This is a genomic window from Streptomyces paromomycinus, from assembly GCF_003865155.1.
In the GTDB taxonomy this organism is placed as follows: Bacteria; Actinomycetota; Actinomycetes; order Streptomycetales; family Streptomycetaceae; genus Streptomyces; species Streptomyces chrestomyceticus.
In genome coordinates, this window is the sequence record NZ_BHZD01000001.1 from 2780352 (window position 1) to 2794905 (window position 14554).

14 protein-coding genes are annotated in these 14554 nt (G+C 72.3%); 9 read left to right on the forward strand and 5 right to left on the reverse strand.

Going from position 1 to position 14554, the window contains the following annotated elements; translation table 11 throughout:
• Positions 1–161: 161 nt before the first annotated feature.
• From OEIGOIKO_RS11110 to OEIGOIKO_RS11140, 8 genes are all read left to right on the forward strand, one after another.
• Positions 162–947 carry an amino acid ABC transporter ATP-binding protein gene (locus OEIGOIKO_RS11110; RefSeq protein WP_125053905.1) on the forward strand — a complete coding sequence of 262 codons (786 nt, stop codon included), beginning with the start codon at positions 162–164 and terminating at the stop codon, positions 945–947.
• A 55-nt stretch (positions 948–1002) separates the two neighbouring features.
• Positions 1003–1911, forward strand: a complete 909-nt coding sequence (locus OEIGOIKO_RS11115; RefSeq protein ID WP_125053906.1) for a glutamate ABC transporter substrate-binding protein — start codon at positions 1003–1005, stop codon at positions 1909–1911.
• Between the two features lie 289 nt (positions 1912–2200).
• Positions 2201–2848 (forward strand): amino acid ABC transporter permease, encoded by a 648-nt coding sequence (locus OEIGOIKO_RS11120; protein WP_125053907.1) that lies wholly within the window; start codon positions 2201–2203, stop codon positions 2846–2848.
• Complete coding sequence (locus OEIGOIKO_RS11125) at positions 2845–3810, forward strand: amino acid ABC transporter permease (RefSeq protein WP_125053908.1); 966 nt, start codon at positions 2845–2847, stop codon at positions 3808–3810. The genes OEIGOIKO_RS11120 and OEIGOIKO_RS11125 overlap by 4 nt, the downstream gene beginning before the upstream one ends.
• Positions 3811–3973: 163 nt before the next feature.
• Entirely contained in the window at positions 3974–6247 is a 2274-nt protein-coding gene (locus OEIGOIKO_RS11130; protein ID WP_176602585.1) for an FAD-dependent monooxygenase, read from the forward strand.
• A gap of 106 nt (positions 6248–6353) precedes the next feature.
• Positions 6354–6440, forward strand: a complete 87-nt coding sequence (locus OEIGOIKO_RS43920; RefSeq protein WP_324607239.1) for a putative leader peptide — start codon at positions 6354–6356, stop codon at positions 6438–6440.
• A gap of 76 nt (positions 6441–6516) precedes the next feature.
• A complete protein-coding gene (locus OEIGOIKO_RS11135; RefSeq protein WP_125053909.1) occupies positions 6517–7056 on the forward strand; it encodes a cupin domain-containing protein in 540 nt (179 codons plus the stop codon).
• Positions 7053–7454 carry a rhodanese-like domain-containing protein gene (locus OEIGOIKO_RS11140; RefSeq protein ID WP_125053910.1) on the forward strand — a complete coding sequence of 134 codons (402 nt, stop codon included), beginning with the start codon at positions 7053–7055 and terminating at the stop codon, positions 7452–7454. Before OEIGOIKO_RS11135 ends, OEIGOIKO_RS11140 begins: the two co-directional genes overlap by 4 nt.
• Positions 7455–7493: 39 nt before the next feature.
• Here the strand turns inward: OEIGOIKO_RS11140 and OEIGOIKO_RS11145 are convergent, their stop codons facing one another.
• The 5 genes from OEIGOIKO_RS11145 to OEIGOIKO_RS11165 form a co-directional block, all read right to left on the reverse strand.
• Positions 7494–8702: an alpha/beta hydrolase gene (locus OEIGOIKO_RS11145; protein ID WP_246177308.1), complete on the reverse strand. Its 1209-nt coding sequence runs from the start codon at positions 8700–8702 to the stop codon at positions 7494–7496.
• An 858-nt stretch (positions 8703–9560) separates the two neighbouring features.
• Positions 9561–10253: a recombination regulator RecX gene (gene recX / locus OEIGOIKO_RS11150; protein ID WP_125053911.1), complete on the reverse strand. Its 693-nt coding sequence runs from the start codon at positions 10251–10253 to the stop codon at positions 9561–9563.
• Positions 10254–10259: 6 nt separating this feature from the next.
• Complete coding sequence (recA, locus tag OEIGOIKO_RS11155; RefSeq protein WP_125053912.1) at positions 10260–11387, reverse strand: recombinase RecA; 1128 nt, start codon at positions 11385–11387, stop codon at positions 10260–10262.
• Positions 11388–11606: 219 nt separating this feature from the next.
• Complete coding sequence (locus tag OEIGOIKO_RS11160; RefSeq protein ID WP_246177309.1) at positions 11607–12905, reverse strand: AI-2E family transporter; 1299 nt, start codon at positions 12903–12905, stop codon at positions 11607–11609.
• Between the two features lie 175 nt (positions 12906–13080).
• Entirely contained in the window at positions 13081–13275 is a 195-nt protein-coding gene (locus tag OEIGOIKO_RS11165; RefSeq protein WP_125053914.1) for a DUF3046 domain-containing protein, read from the reverse strand.
• Positions 13276–13501: 226 nt separating this feature from the next.
• On the opposite strand from OEIGOIKO_RS11165, the gene OEIGOIKO_RS11170 reads away from it, so the two are divergent.
• Positions 13502–14428, forward strand: coding sequence for a hypothetical protein (locus OEIGOIKO_RS11170; RefSeq protein WP_125053915.1), 927 nt, complete (start codon positions 13502–13504; stop codon positions 14426–14428).
• Positions 14429–14554 lie beyond the last annotated feature (126 nt).

Here is a 14554-nt window from a genome sequence, read left to right on the forward strand (position 1 = left end):
ATGCAGCCGGTACACCGGGGCGCCGGTCCGCGCGCCCCGTGCACGCCGCGTGTCCCTTCGCGGCCGTATCGTTATGCTCAAATCCCGCTCAGATGTAATGACGCTGGTCGCAGGGCGTTACTAGGGTCCTCCCCAACCGAGGAGGACGGAGCTGTACGCCGATGAGCGAAGTATCGGTGACCAAGAGCGACAAGGGGCCCGCGCCGGCGGGCGACCCGCTGGTCGTGCTGGACAACGTGAACAAGCACTTCGGCGCGCTGCACGTACTCCAGGACATCGACCTGACCATCCGGCGCGGTGAGGTGGTCGTGGTGATCGGGCCCTCCGGGTCCGGCAAATCGACGTTGTGCCGCACGATCAACCGGCTGGAGACCGTGGACTCCGGCGCCATCACGATCGACGGCAAGCCGCTGCCCCAGGAGGGGCGCGAGCTGGCCCGGCTCCGTGCCGACGTGGGCATGGTCTTCCAGTCCTTCAACCTCTTCGCGCACAAGACGGTGCTGGAGAACGTGATGCTGGGCCAGACCAAGGTCCGCCGGACGGACAAGAAGGCGGCCGAGGAGAAGGCCCGGACCCTGCTGGACCGGGTGGGAGTCGGCACTCAAGCGGACAAGTACCCCGCCCAGCTGTCCGGCGGGCAGCAGCAGCGGGTGGCCATCGCCCGGGCCCTGGCGATGGACCCCAAGGTCATGCTTTTCGACGAGCCGACCTCCGCACTCGACCCGGAGATGATCAACGAGGTGCTGGAGGTCATGCAGCAGCTCGCCCGGGACGGCATGACGATGGTCGTGGTCACGCACGAGATGGGCTTCGCCCGCTCGGCGGCCAACCGCGTGGTCTTCATGGCGGACGGCCGGATCGTCGAAGAGGCCGAGCCGAACCAGTTCTTCAACAACCCGCGCAGCGACCGGGCCAAGGACTTCCTTTCGAAGATCCTCCACCACTGACCGTGCGGCCGGTCATCATGATTGCCAACTTCCGCTGAACCGAAGGATGTTCACCATGAGGATTCGTAAGACGGCCGCGGCGGGTGCGGTGGTGCTCGCGCTGACGGCGACGGCGACCGCATGTGGCGGCGAGTCGGGCACGGCCGGCGACAAGGCGTCCGGCGGGGAGGTCTACAGCGGGACGTACCCGGTCAACGACAAGGCGAACGTGAACTCGCCGGCCTGGAAGAAGGCCAAGCAGGCCGGGAAGATCACCATCGGCGCCAAGGCCGACCAGCCCTACCTCGGCTTCCAGGACACCACCGGCAAGCGGACCGGCTTCGACATCGAGATCGCCAAGATGATCGCCGCCGACCTGGGCTTCTCCGAGAAGCAGATCGAGTTCAAGACGGTCGACTCCAACGTCCGCGAGACCGCGATCTCCAAGGGCCAGGTCGACTACTACGTCGGCACGTACACGATCAACGAGGAGCGCAAGAAGCAGATCGACTTCGCGGGCCCGTACTACACCGCGGGCGCGGATCTCCTGGTGCGCCGGGACGACAAGTCCATCACCGGCCCGGAAACCGTCAAGGGCAAGAAGGTCTGCTCGATCGTCGGGTCCACCCCGCTGCAGGAGATCAAGAAGCCGAAGTACGGCGCGCAGACCACCGAGCTGGCCAAGTACTCGCTGTGCGTCAAGCAGCTGCTCGACGGCCAGGTGGACGCGGTCACCACGGACGACGCGATCCTCAAGGGGTACGCGGCCGAGCGGCCCAAGAAGCTGCGGGTCGTCGGCAAGCCGTTCACCAAGGAGCCGTACGGCGTCGGCCTGATGAAGGGCGACAAGGCGCTGCGTGACGCGATCACCGACGCGCTGGAGAAGCACATCAAGAACGGCGACTACAAGAAGGCCTACGAAGGCACCCTCGGCAAGTCCGGGACCAGCTTCGTCGCGCCGGAGACGCCGCTGCCGCGCGACTGACCCGGGTCGCGCACCCGCCGTCCGCCGCCGCACGCCCCGTACGCCGCTTCGGCGGGCGTGCGGGGCGTGGGTGCCTGAGGATCCACGCGCCGGGACGCCCGTGCGCACGCCGTCGCGGGCCGCGCCCGCGCTCCCGGCCGTACACCGGTACGCCGCCCGTACAACCGGTACGCCGCGCACGCAAGCGCCCGCACGCCGGGCCGTGCTCCCGTACCCCGCGCGCCGCGCACGCCCCGCACCGGGCCGTCCACCCGTCCGCCGCTGACCTGACCGCTACCGCGGAGAACCCATGAACGTACTCCTCGACTATCTTCCCGAGTTCCGCACCGGGTTCCTCGGAACCGTGTCGCTCACCGCGGCCAGCGGGGCGCTCGCCATCCTGCTGGGCCTCCTCATCGCCGGTTTCCGGGTCTCGCCGGTGCCCCCGCTGCGCGCCTTCGGGACGGCCTGGGTGACGCTGCTGCGCAACACCCCGCTCACCCTGCTGTTCCTGGTCGCCTTCTTCGTCGTCCCGCAGATCTTCTTCCCGGGCATCAGCCCGTTCGTGCTCGCGACGCTGGCCCTGGGCTTCTACACGTCCTCGTTCATCTGCGAGGCCGTCCGCTCGGGCATCAACACCGTGCCGCTGGGCCAGGCGGAGGCCGCCCGCAGCATCGGGATGACCTTCGTCCAGACGCTGCGGATCATCGTCCTGCCGCAGGCCACCCGCACCGTGCTCCCGCCGCTGAGCAGCATCCTGATCGCGCTCACCAAGAACTCGGCCATCGCGGGTGCCTTCAGCAACACGGAGCTGTTCAACGTCTCCAAGCTCCTGAACGACCAGGGCCGGCCGATCGGCTGGATCTTCCTCTGGATCGCCCTCGCCTACTTGATCATCACGTTCGCCATCAGCGGCATCTTCCGGCTGCTCGAACGCCGCCTGGAGGTGGCCCGATGACCAGCGTCCTCTACGACGCCCCGGGGCCCAAGGCCAAGGTCCGCAACCGCGTCTACACCGTCGTCGGCGCGCTCGCCGTCCTCGGCCTGCTCCTCTTCGCCGTGCTGCGGCTGGCCGCCAAGGGTCAGTTCGAGCCGGAGATGTGGAACATCTTCAACAACGCCGGCGTGCGGACCAACATCCGCAACGGCGTCCTGACGACCCTCCAGGTCTTCGCGGTCGCCGCGGTGCTCTCCCTCGCGCTCGGCGTGCTGCTCGCCGTCGCCCGGCTCTCCGACCACAAGCCGGTGCTCTGGCTGGCGACCGGGTTCATCGAGCTGTTCCGCGCCGTCCCGCTGCTGATCACGATCTACGCCCTGTGGGTGATCCTGCTCTCCTACAAGGAGGAGCTGGGCCTGACCGGCGACTCCCCGCAGTTCTGGGCCCTGGTCGTGGGCCTGACCGTCTACAACGGCTCGGTGCAGGCGGAGGTGCTGCGGGCCGGCATCAACGCGGTGCCCCGGGGGCAGCGCGAGGCGGCCTACGCGCTCGGCATGAGCAAGACGCAGGTCATGACGACGGTGCTGATGCCGCAGGCCGTCCGGGCGATGCTGCCGACGATCATCAGCCAGCTGGTGGTGACCCTCAAGGACACCTCGCTCGGTTACGTGATCACCTTCGAGGAGCTGCTGTACACGATCCAGCAGATGGCCAGCACCATCGTCGTCAACGACGAGAACCCGTACGTGCCGATGATCATCGTGGCCGGCGCGATCTACGTGGCGATGTGTCTGGCGCTGTCCGGGCTGGCCAACTGGATCGAGCGGCGCGGCCGGCGGGCCAAGACCGGCATCGCGATGGCCGGGGCGGGCGAGCCGGTCACCGCGTCGGACGCGCTGGAAGGAGCCGACGGCACACCCGGCGGCCCGGTCGACACCCGGCGGCCGCCGGACTTGGGCGGCGGGGGCGGCTACACGCCCTGACGGTGTGACACCGTGAACGGGGGCAGTGCCGCGTGCGCCGCTGCCCCCGTCACTTGACGCGGGCGCCCGCAATGGGTTGCATACGCTGTGTGATCGCGCACCGGGCTCCAACTGCCAGTTCCTGTACGTCCCGTAAGAACCCGCGGACCGGGGGAGCCACGCCGTGGACCCGGTGATCGTCGTCGGGGCCGGCCCCGTCGGCCTCGCCCTCGCCCTCGCCCTCGCCCGCCTCGACGTCCCGTGCGTGGTGCTGGACGAAGCCCCCGGCGCGATCGATCCGCGGCCCGCCCGCACCGTCGTCCTGCGGCCGGACACCACCGCGTTCCTGGAGCGGCTGGGCTGCGGCCCGGCCCTGGCCTCGGCGGGCACCCGCTGGACGGCCTGGCGGTCGGTGCGCCGGAGGCGGCTGCTGGAACGGGTGGAGTTCGGGTCGGGGGGGGCTTCTCCTGTTTCCTCCGCATCCTCCGCATCCTCCGCATCCTCCGGTTCCTCCGTTCCTCCTGCTTCCTCCGTTCCTTCCGTTTCCTTCGTTCCTCCTGCTTCTCCGGCTTCTCCGTTTTGTCCCGCTTCTCCCGTACACGTGCCGCAGCACGCGCTGACCCGGGCACTGCGCACCGCGCTCGCGGCGCAGCCCGGCGTCCGGATCGTCGCCGGCAGCCGGCTCGACGAGCTGCGGCAGGACGAGTACGGGGTCAGCGCCCACACCCGCGGCGCCAACGGCGCGTGGTGGCGTGCCAGTTACCTGGTCGGCTGCGACGGCCCGCGCTCGACGGTCCGCAAACTGCTGGAGATCCGCTTCCCGGGGCGTACGGCGGTCGAGCGGCACGCGGTGGCGGCGCTGCGGACGGAACTTCCCTGGCCGGGCGAGGCGTTGCTGCACCGCTCGCCCGCGCGGCAGGGCGGCGGCGGGTCCGGCGGTGAGGTGACCGCCCGGCCGCTGCCCGGCGGGGTGTGGCGGCTGGACTGGCTGCTGCCGCCCGGCCGCGACCTGGTGACGCCGGATGCGCTGGTGGCCCGGATCCGCGACTCGCTGGCGCTGTGGACCGCGGAGGCGGGGGCGGGCACCGGGATCGGAACGGGGGCCGGGATCGGAACGGGGGCCGACGCCGGAGCCGGGCCGGGGGCGGGCGCCGGGAACTGGGCCGGGCCGGGGGCGGCCGCCGGGCCGGTGCGTGGTTCCGGCAGGAAGGGCGGGGGCCGGGGCGGCCCGCACGTCCCCGCCGTACCGCCGTACGAACTCCTCGACACCGGTGTGCACACGGTGCACCACCGGCTGGCCCGGCGCTGGCGGCGCGGCCGCGCCTTCCTCGCCGGTGACGCCGCCCACCTGCTCGGCGCGCTCGGCACCCAGGGCTTGGACGAGGGCCTGCGGGACGCCGAGAACCTCGCCTGGAAGCTGGCCCTGGCCTGGCACCAAGGCGCTTCGGAGGCCCTGCTGGACAGCTATCAGGCCGAGCGCAGGGACGCCGTCACGGCCCGGCTGCGCGCCGCCGACCGCGCCCTGCCGCTGCTGCGCGACGGCGAGCGGGGCGGCCGGTGGCGGGCCGTGCTGCCGGGGGCCGCCCGCGGGCACACGGCGATGCTCACCGACGGGCACCTGGGGCGCGGGCCGCTCGGCGCGCCCCCCGCGTACGCCCGTTCCCCGCTCGCCCCGGCCACCGACCCGTCGTGCGCAATGACGGTGGACACGCAGGTCGGCGCTCCGGTCGCGGACGTCCCCGTGACGGCCTCGGACGGCGCCCGGGTACCGCTGCGGACCCGGCTGGGCCGGGGGCTGCTGGTGGTGCTGGTGGCGCCCGGTACGGGCGTGTGGGACCGGCGGCACTGGAAGTCGGCCGGTCTGATGCCGCGCCTCTCGAAGACGGTGGACGCCCTGCCGATGCCCGCCGAGGTACTGGTCGCCGAGTCGTACCCGGGCGCGGTCGCCCACACCGTCCTGGTCGTACGACCGGACGGGCACCTGGTCGCGGCCATGGGAGGCGTCCGGCCGGCGGAGCTGTATGCGTGTGCGGAGGCGGTGCGGGGCGGGGGCCCGGGGAGTGGGCCGAGGGACGGGGCAGGGGGTGGCCCGGGAGGCGCGGGACCGGCAGGGGCCGCGGGGCGCGCGGACGGCGCTGCGAGACGCGCGGAGGGCGCTGCAGGGGTCGAGGGAGAAGCGCGGGCCAGGGCTGGGAACGGGGCCGGGACCGGCGCGGGGCCGGAGGGGCCGTTCGCGCATCCGGCGCGGCCGGACGGTGGGCCGGAGCCTGCTGAGGGGGCGGCGTCCCCGCAGGCCGACAGGGACGCGGGCCGGGACATGGCTCGTGGCGCGGACCGGGACGTGGTTCGTGGCGCGGACCGGGGCGCGGATCATGGCGCGGATCGGGAGGTGGCTCGGGACGCGGGCCGGGACGTGCCGGAGGCGGAGGTCCGGTCGGGGGGCGGGGCCGGGCGGTGAGCGCTCCCGCGAGCCTCGACGCGCCGGTCGGCGTGCGCCCCTGGCACACCCCGGGGCGCCGGTCGGCGGTTGACCCTGCGGGAAGCCCCGTGCTTGACTCCGGAACGTGACGGAGAACGGTTCGCGCTTCTGGCGGAGGGTCCATCTGGACCTGGTCCGCTACGCGGGCTGCGTGTGTCGTCCGTCCTGCTGATCCGCGCCCTTTCCCCGCGCGCCGCCGCGTTCGCCGCTGGTCGCGCGCCTCTTCGCGATCACTCAGGACGGTTCCTGTGCCCGACGTACGTACCCCCGCGCGCCCGCGTGCGGACGCCACCGGCGGCCCCACCGCCGCCGAACTCCTCGACTTCGCCCGCCGTACCGCCGCCGACGCCCCGCTCGTCGCCTCGCTGCCCCTCGACCCCGAAGGCCGGACCTGGATCCGGCTGGACGGGCCCGGCGGCAGTGAGGCGTGGCTGATCGGCTGGCCGCCCGGTACGGGCACCGGCTGGCACGATCACGGCGGCTCGCACGGCGCGTTCGCCGCCGCCGCGGGCGAGCTGACCGAGCAGTCGCTCGCCGCCCAACTGCCCACCGAGGGCTGGAAGACGCTGGAACTGGCGGACGGCGTGGACCGGCAGCGGAAGCTGGCCGGCGGCCGCGGCCGCGCCTTCGGCCCGCACCACGTCCACCAGGTGCTCAACCTCTCCGAGGACACGCACGCCGTCTCGGTGCACGCCTACTACCCGCCGCTGCCGCTGATGCGCCGCTACAGCCGCACCGGTCCCGTCCTGCGCCTCGAAGAGGTCGAGTTGCCCGAGGACTGGCGATGAGCGCCGTCGACGCGCTCCTGGAGGCGGCGCGCGCCGGACTGGACCGGGTGTCCCCCGAGCAGGCCGCGGCGGTCCAGCGGGACGGCGGGCTGCTGGTCGACATCCGTTACGCGGCGCTGCGCGAACGTGACGGCACCATCCCGGGTGCGCTGATCGTCGAACGCAACGAACTGGAGTGGCGCCTGGATCCCACCGGCGCCCACCGCGCTCCGGAAGCCACCGGTCACGACCTGGCGGTGATCGTCGTCTGCAACGAAGGTTACGCGTCGAGCCTCGCGGCCGTCTCCCTGCGGCAGCTGGGCCTGTACCGGGCGACCGACCTGGTGGGCGGCTTCCAGGCGTGGCGGGCGGCGGGACTGCCGGTCCGCGCCCACGTCCACGTCCACGTCCACGGTTGAGGTGGCGGCGGGTCCGCCCGGAGCGGACCCGCCGTCGGCTCAGTGCGCTGCGTCTCGGAGTGCTGCGGTGTCTCGGGGTGCGGTGTCTCGGGGTGCGGCGTCTCGGGGTGCAGTGTCTCGGGGTGCGGCGTCGAACTGCCGGACCACGAGGGGCAGCGCCTTGCGCACCGTCCCGTTGTGGTCCACGTCCCCGATGTCCGTGAGCCGGTGGGCGGCCCCGTTGGCGGTCAGCTGCCGCTCGCAGTGGCGCGCGTTCTCGAACGCCACGTCCTTGTCGCCCTTGGCGTGGTAGAGGTGCACCGGCACCTCCGGGCGCCAGTCACAGGTGGTGTCCAGCGCCTCCAGCTGTCGCCGCAGCTCCCCCCGCGGGCTGCGGACCGTGTCGAGGAACTCCGGCGTGAACAGCTCCTTCGAGGTCGCCGGCAGCGCCGCCGCAATCTCCGACGCCTGGTGGTCGCCGTCGAACAGGGACTCCACCGTCTCGTCGTACGGCGCACGGAACGCCTGCCCCGGCGTGTCGTACAAGCCGTACATCCGGTCCCACGCGGTCGCGAAGTAGGCCAGGTAGAGCGACGAACGGACGACCTCGTCGTCGGCCGCGGCGGCCTCGAACCCGCTCAGGTCGAAGGGCCCGGCGATCGGGGCGAGCGCCCCCAGCCGGAAGTACGGGTCGGCGCCCCGATGGAGGGCCCGGCCGACCATCATGGTGGCGGGCCCGCCCTGGGAGAAGCCGCTGACCAGCACGTTCCTGTCGAGCACGCGCTGCTCCCGCCGGACATACGCCCGGGCCGCGCGCAGCGCGTCGACCGAGGCGGTGACGGTCGCCCGCGGATGGCCGTACGGGTGGATGCCGGGGCCCTCACCCAGCCCCAGGTAGTCCGGCGCGGAGACGGCCCGGCCGGTCGAGGCGAAGAGCAGGGCCGCCGCCCGGTCGGTGGACTGCTCGTTCACCGAGGCCACGTCGCCTCGGTACACGGTCGTTCCGTGCAGCCAGGACACGGTCTGGAGGGCCCGCTTGCCGTTCTTGGGTACGGCGACCAGCTGACTGGCCGTGGTGGACTCGCCCCGGAGGCCACGGGTGCGGTAGACGACGCGGTGGGCACGTACGCCGTAGCGCACTTGGGCCGCGTCGATACTGGTCTTCCCCAGTCGGTCCGCGACCCCCTTGGCGTCCAGGTCGGCAACGAGAGTGACGGAAACAACCGAACCGGGCACCGGACGCTGCCCGGCGACGTCGCGCCCGGCCATGGGCGCGGTTCTGCCAGAGGTCGCAGCCGTCATGCCCGTGCCCTTGCCTGGGCCCGGGCCCTTGGACATAGCTGACGCCGTGGTCGTCGCCACCGTCCCCGTGGCCAGTAAGGCCGCGGCGCAGCCCAGGACGAGGACACCGGGAGCGGCGGACCATCCACGGCGTGTTCGAGTGAAGATCATGCGCCGCACTCTGCCGCCTACGGCCTGCACAGCACATTGCGGCCAGCCTCCTCGTCGGAGGGGGGTTTCCCCCCCGGAAGCCGGACTGCCCGTAACGGGCCGGGCGGAACGTCGCGCGGCCGGGCGCCGTACGTCACAGGCCGTACCGACCGACGCTGGCCGGGGACCGGGAGCCGGGGACCGGGGACCGGGTGCCCGGGACCAGGCGGAAGCCCACCCTGAGGCGCTGCACCGAGCCTGCCGAGAACGAGACAGACGAGGACGAGACAGACGAGCCGAACGAACCAACTGCACGGTCACGGGTCCACAGCGCGTAGCGACGCGCACCCGTGGCATGACCGCCCGGCCTGCGGGCGTCCGTCCCCCCGACCGACGGCCGACCGGCAGCAGCCGAGGGCCACCTCACCCCACCACGCCTGCTGTCCCACTCCCCCTGCCGCACACCTACGGCCTCACCCCCGCCGCGACCACCGCTCCACGAAGTCACACCTGCACCGAGCCACGCCTCCTCGCCCTCAGGCCCCACCGGGCCGTCACCCCGCCAAGCCGCACCTCCGCCAGACCACGCCCCCACCTGCACGCGCCGCCCCACCGGATCACACCTCCGCCGAGCCGCACCCCGCCGGATCACATCACCACCAGGCCACGCCCCCATCGGCTCACGTCCCCACCGGATCACGCCTCCGGCAAGTGGTACTCCATCAGCTCCGGATCTTCCCCCTCCTCCTCCAGCGCCCGCCGGACCACCCGTAGGGCCAGGCCCTCCGGGTAGCCCTTGCGGGCCAGCATTCCCGCGAGACGCCGTATCCGCTTCTCCCGGTCCAGGCCCCGGGTCGTCCGCAGCTTGCGGTCGACCAGTTCGCGGGCCGTGCGTTCCTCCTGCTCGGAGTCCAGCTGTCCGAGGGCCTCGTCGACCGTCGAGGGGTCGACGCCCTTGGTGCGCAGCTCGCGGGCGAGCGCCCGGCGGGCCAGCCCCCGGCCGTGGTGCCGGGACTCCACCCAGGCGTCGGCGAACTTCGCGTCGTCGATCAGCCCCACCTCCTCGAAGCGGGACAGCACCTCCTGTGCGGCGTCCTCGGGGATGCCCCGCTCGCGCAGGGCGTCCCCGAGCTGCTTGCGCGTCCGCGCCGACCCGGTGAGCAGGCGCAGACAGATGGCCCGCGCCTGCTCCTCGGGCGTACGCGGCGGTCCCGCCTCGGCCCTCGACGAGGAGGGACCACCGCCGTCCTTGCGTTTCCTACGGTTCTCGGCGCCGCCCGCGGCGCTGCCGCTCCCGCCCCGGCCGTCGCCGTCACGTCCCCCGTCGTGACCGGCTTCCGCGCCGGGGCCGTAGCCGTGGTCGTCGGGCCATTCCGTTCGCCGCGTCACGACGGACTAGCTCTTGGCCGCGGCGGCCTTGGTGCCCTTGGCGCCCTTGGCGGCCGGTGCCGGTACGGACTTGGCCGGGGCCTCCGCGTCGGCCGCCGCACCCGCCGCGTCCGCGCCGGGCTCCGCCAGGTCCGCCGGCTTGACGCCGATGCCCAGCTTCTCCTTGATCTTCTTCTCCACCTCGTTGGCGAGGTCGGGGTTGTCCTTGAGGAAGTTGCGGGCGTTCTCCTTGCCCTGGCCGAGCTGGTCGCCCTCGTAGGTGTACCAGGCGCCGGACTTGCGGATGAAGCCGTGCTCCACGCCCATGTCGATCAGGCCGCCCTCGCGGCTGATGCCCTGGCCGTACAGGATGTCGAACTCGGCCTGCTTGAAGGGCGGGGCGACCTTGTTCTTGACGACCTTGCAGCGGGTGCGGTTGCCGACCGCTTCGGTGCCGTCCTTGAGGGTCTCGATACGGCGGATGTCGATCCGCACCGAGGCGTAGAACTTCAGGGCGCGGCCACCGGTCGTGGTCTCCGGCGAGCCGAACATCACGCCGATCTTCTCGCGGAGCTGGTTGATGAAGATCGCGGTGGTCTTGGACTGGTTGAGCGCGCTGGTGATCTTCCGCAGCGCCTGGCTCATCAGCCGGGCCTGGAGACCCACGTGGGAGTCGCCCATCTCACCCTCGATCTCGGCCCGGGGCACCAGCGCGGCGACCGAGTCGATCACGATGAGGTCGAGCGCGCCGGAGCGGACCAGCATGTCCGTGATCTCCAGGGCCTGCTCGCCGTTGTCCGGCTGGGACAGGATCAGCGCGTCCGTGTCCACGCCCAGCTTCTTGGCGTACTCGGGGTCGAGCGCGTGCTCGGCGTCGATGAAGGCGACGGAGCCGCCGGCCTTCTGCGCGTTCGCCACCGCGTGCAGGGTCAGGGTCGTCTTGCCGGAGGACTCCGGGCCGTAGACCTCCACCACACGGCCGCGCGGGATGCCGCCGACGCCGAGCGCGACATCGAGTGCGGTCGACCCGGTGGGGATGACCTCGATGGGCTCGTTCGGGCGTTCGCCCATCCGCATCACGGCGCCCTTGCCGAATTGCCGTTCAATCTGTGCGAGCGCGGCGTCCAGCGCCTTCTCGCGGTCAGTGCCTGCCATGGCTTCCACCCGGTTTGCTTGAGTCGATCGCTTCACGTCCATGACGCTAACGCCTGCCACTGACAACGCGCCCGGACCCGGCTCCGGCCTGTGGATAACTCCCGGGAACTCCGGGCGGAAACACGGGTCGGACGTCTCATAAGAATAGATGTTCGATTTCAGTGTCAAGCGCAGCACGCCGGGCCCGGTCCGGTCGCCCCGGACCGGTCACCCGGCCTCTCAGCCCTCCTTGCCCCCCGTGCCGGGCCCGCTCCCGCCGGGCCCGCCCCGACCGCCCTCGTCCCCGTTCCCGTCACCGTCCCCGTCTCCACCGGTTTCGCGGCCCTCCAGCGGCGCGGCCGGCGGCTCGTCGTGCAGGGACCGGCGCAGCCGCCGCAGGGCCGAGGTCGCGCGCCGGCGCCGGCCGCCGCCCCGTACCCGGACGTCGTCCGTGACCTCGTACCGCTTCACGTACGCCCCCAGGAACGCCTGCAGCGTGGCGGTCGCCGGGATGGCGATCAGCGCACCGACCGCGCCCATCAGCGCCGTACCGGCGATCACCGATCCGAAGGCGACGGCCGGGTGGATGTCCACGGTCTTGGCCGTGATGCGCGGCTGGAGCAGATAGTTCTCGAACTGCTGGTAGACCACGACGAACCCGAAGACCCACAGCGCGTACCAGGGATTGACGGTGAAGGCGATCAGGATCGGCAGCGCGCCGGCGAGGTACGTGCCGATGGTCGGGATGAACTGGGAGACGAGCCCGACCCACATGCCGAGCGCCGGTGCGTACGGGACGCCCAGGATCTCCAGCAGGACGTAGTGCGCGATGCCGGAGATCAGTGCCATCAGACCGCGGGAGTAGAGATACCCGCCGGTCTTGGCGACCGCGATCTCCCAGGCGCGCAGCACCTCGGCCTGCCGGGACGGCGGCAGGACCGAGCACAGGGCACGGCGCAGCCGGGGGCCGTCGGCGGCGAAGTAGAAGGAGAACAGCGCCACGGTCAGGAGGTTGAACAGGCTGCCCAGGACGGTCGCGGAGACGGCGAGCACGTTGTTGGCGCTGTCCTGGACGTACTTCTGCAGCCAGTCGGACTTCAGCAGATTGTTCTGCACCTCGACCCGCGAGAGGTGGGTGTGGAAGGTGGTGTTGATCCAGCTGATCACCGAGTCCAGGTACTGCGGGAACTCCTGGACCATGGTCGCGATCTGGCCCGCCAGCATCGAGCCGAGCAGCGCGAAGAAGCCCGCGGTCCCGACGAGTATGCCGAGGAAGACCAGCCCGGTGGCGCCCCCTCGGCGCATCCCGCGGGCCGCCATCCAGTCCACGGCCGGCTCGACGGCCAGGGCGAGGAAGAAGGCGATCAGCACGTTCAGCAGCAGCGAGATGAGCTGGTGGAACGCCCAGCTGGCGAGCTGGAAGCAGGCCACGAGGGCGAGCGCCAGCACCATGGCGCGGGGCAGCCACCGCGGCATCCGCCGGGCGCTGTCCCCGGGGCGCGGGTCGTCGTGGGTGGTGGGATTCTCGGTCGCTGGCACGGGCCCAGTGTCGCTCACCCGTCTGACAACTCCCGCCCTGCCCCACTCGGCACGGCCGCCCGCCGCCGCCCGATACCTCCGTGCGGCTCCTGCCGTCCCGGACCGTCACCCCGGGCCGTCCTGTCCCCCCGGACCGTCGCCCCCGGACCCACCGCCCCAGTAGCCGTGGTTCCCCTCAGCGCTTGTCGTACGGCACGTCCACCGCCGCGCAGACCACCCGCCACACGTCCTTGGCCTCCCACCCGTCCGCCAGCGCCTGGTGCACGGTCCGTCCGCCGAGCCCGGACATCACATGATCGCGTGCGAACGAGTCGGCGTACGCCTCACCGAAGTGCTCCGCCATCCGCTCCCAGAAGACCGTCAACCGCATGAAACCCACTCCACAATCGCTTCGACCAGCACGTATCGCGTCCCTCGCACACCCGCGCCGACGCGAAGGACGTTCATGTACGCAGCGTAGAGCCCGGGTCGGACACCACCGAGCGGCCGACCGCCGCCGGCCGGCCGTCAACCGCGCACGACCGGTATCCCGCCCCTGAGAGTGCAGCCACGTCCACGCCGGTGCCGGGCGGAGCGCACGGCCCTACCGTCGGTCCATGGCGGAAAACGGAGCACCACAGCCGACCTCACTGGCACGTGCCGAGCGTTTCATCTGGCTCACTGCCCGGGTGCTCGAACAGCGTCGTTTCGCGTACCACTTCCTGGAAGGGAGCGCGGACGGTGTCGACGCCGCGCTCACCGCGTACGCGAATCCGGACGGCGGATACGGTCATGCCCTGGAGCCCGATCTGCGCGGCCCGGTCAGCCAGCCGCTGCACACCGCGTACGCCCTGTACGTCCTCGACCTGATCGGGCGCTGCGGCGGGCAGCGGGCCGAGCGGATCTGCCGCTATCTGACCGGGGTGTCCACCCCGGAGGGCGCCCTGCCCGCCGTGCGTCCCGAGTCGCGCGGCTATCCGGCCGCGCCGTGGCTTCCGGTGGCCGCCGACCCGCCGAGCGCCCTCCTGACCACCGGGCCCGTCGTGGGCCTGCTGCACCGCAACGAGGTGTGGCACGCCTGGCTCTTCCGGGCCACGGACTTCTGCTGGCAGGCGGTGGAGTCCCTGGAGCGGACCCATCCGTACGAGGCGCAGGCGGCGCTCGCCTTCCTGGAGGGCGCACCCGACCGGCCGCGCGCCGAGGCGGCCGCGCGGCGCCTGGGCACCGTGGTGCGCGAGCAGCGGCTGGTCCTCCTGGACCCGGGCCGGGCGGCGGACACCCCGGTACCCGACGGCTACGCGCCCGGTGAGCACCATTTCGCGTACGACTACGCGGCGACACCGGGCTCGCTCGCCCGCCGCTGGTTCACGGACACGGAGACGGACCGGGCGCTGGACCACCTCGCCGCCCTCCAGCGGGAGGACGGCGGCTGGCCCGTGAACCGGCGCGTGTGGGCCCCCGGAACGGCTCTGGAGGGCCGTCCGATGGTGACGGTCAAGGCGCTGCTGACGTTGCGCGCGTACGGACGCCTCACCGCCCGGTAGCGGGCGGCGGCGGGCCGGGGCACGGCAGCTCCTTCGCTGCGCGGCAGGCACTGTGACGCGTCCCAGTACGCAGCGGGTACGGGTGTGACACCGGCGGGTGCCGCCGGGCCATGGGGAACACCAGAC

Bases quoted from the DNA above. Each gene is read 5' to 3' on its own strand.
- OEIGOIKO_RS11110 (WP_125053905.1), top strand. From the start codon at position 162: ATGAGCGAAGTATCGGTGACCAAGAGCGACAAGGGGCCCGCGCCGGCG.
- OEIGOIKO_RS11115 (WP_125053906.1), top strand. From the start codon at position 1,003: ATGAGGATTCGTAAGACGGCCGCGGCGGGTGCGGTGGTGCTCGCGCTG.
- OEIGOIKO_RS11120 (WP_125053907.1), top strand. From the start codon at position 2,201: ATGAACGTACTCCTCGACTATCTTCCCGAGTTCCGCACCGGGTTCCTC.
- OEIGOIKO_RS11125 (WP_125053908.1), top strand. From the start codon at position 2,845: ATGACCAGCGTCCTCTACGACGCCCCGGGGCCCAAGGCCAAGGTCCGC.
- OEIGOIKO_RS11140 (WP_125053910.1), top strand. From the start codon at position 7,053: ATGAGCGCCGTCGACGCGCTCCTGGAGGCGGCGCGCGCCGGACTGGAC.
- OEIGOIKO_RS11145 (WP_246177308.1), bottom strand. From the start codon at position 8,702: ATGGCCGGGCGCGACGTCGCCGGGCAGCGTCCGGTGCCCGGTTCGGTT.
- recA (WP_125053912.1), bottom strand. From the start codon at position 11,387: ATGGCAGGCACTGACCGCGAGAAGGCGCTGGACGCCGCGCTCGCACAG.
- OEIGOIKO_RS11165 (WP_125053914.1), bottom strand. From the start codon at position 13,275: ATGCGGTTGACGGTCTTCTGGGAGCGGATGGCGGAGCACTTCGGTGAG.
- OEIGOIKO_RS11170 (WP_125053915.1), top strand. From the start codon at position 13,502: ATGGCGGAAAACGGAGCACCACAGCCGACCTCACTGGCACGTGCCGAG.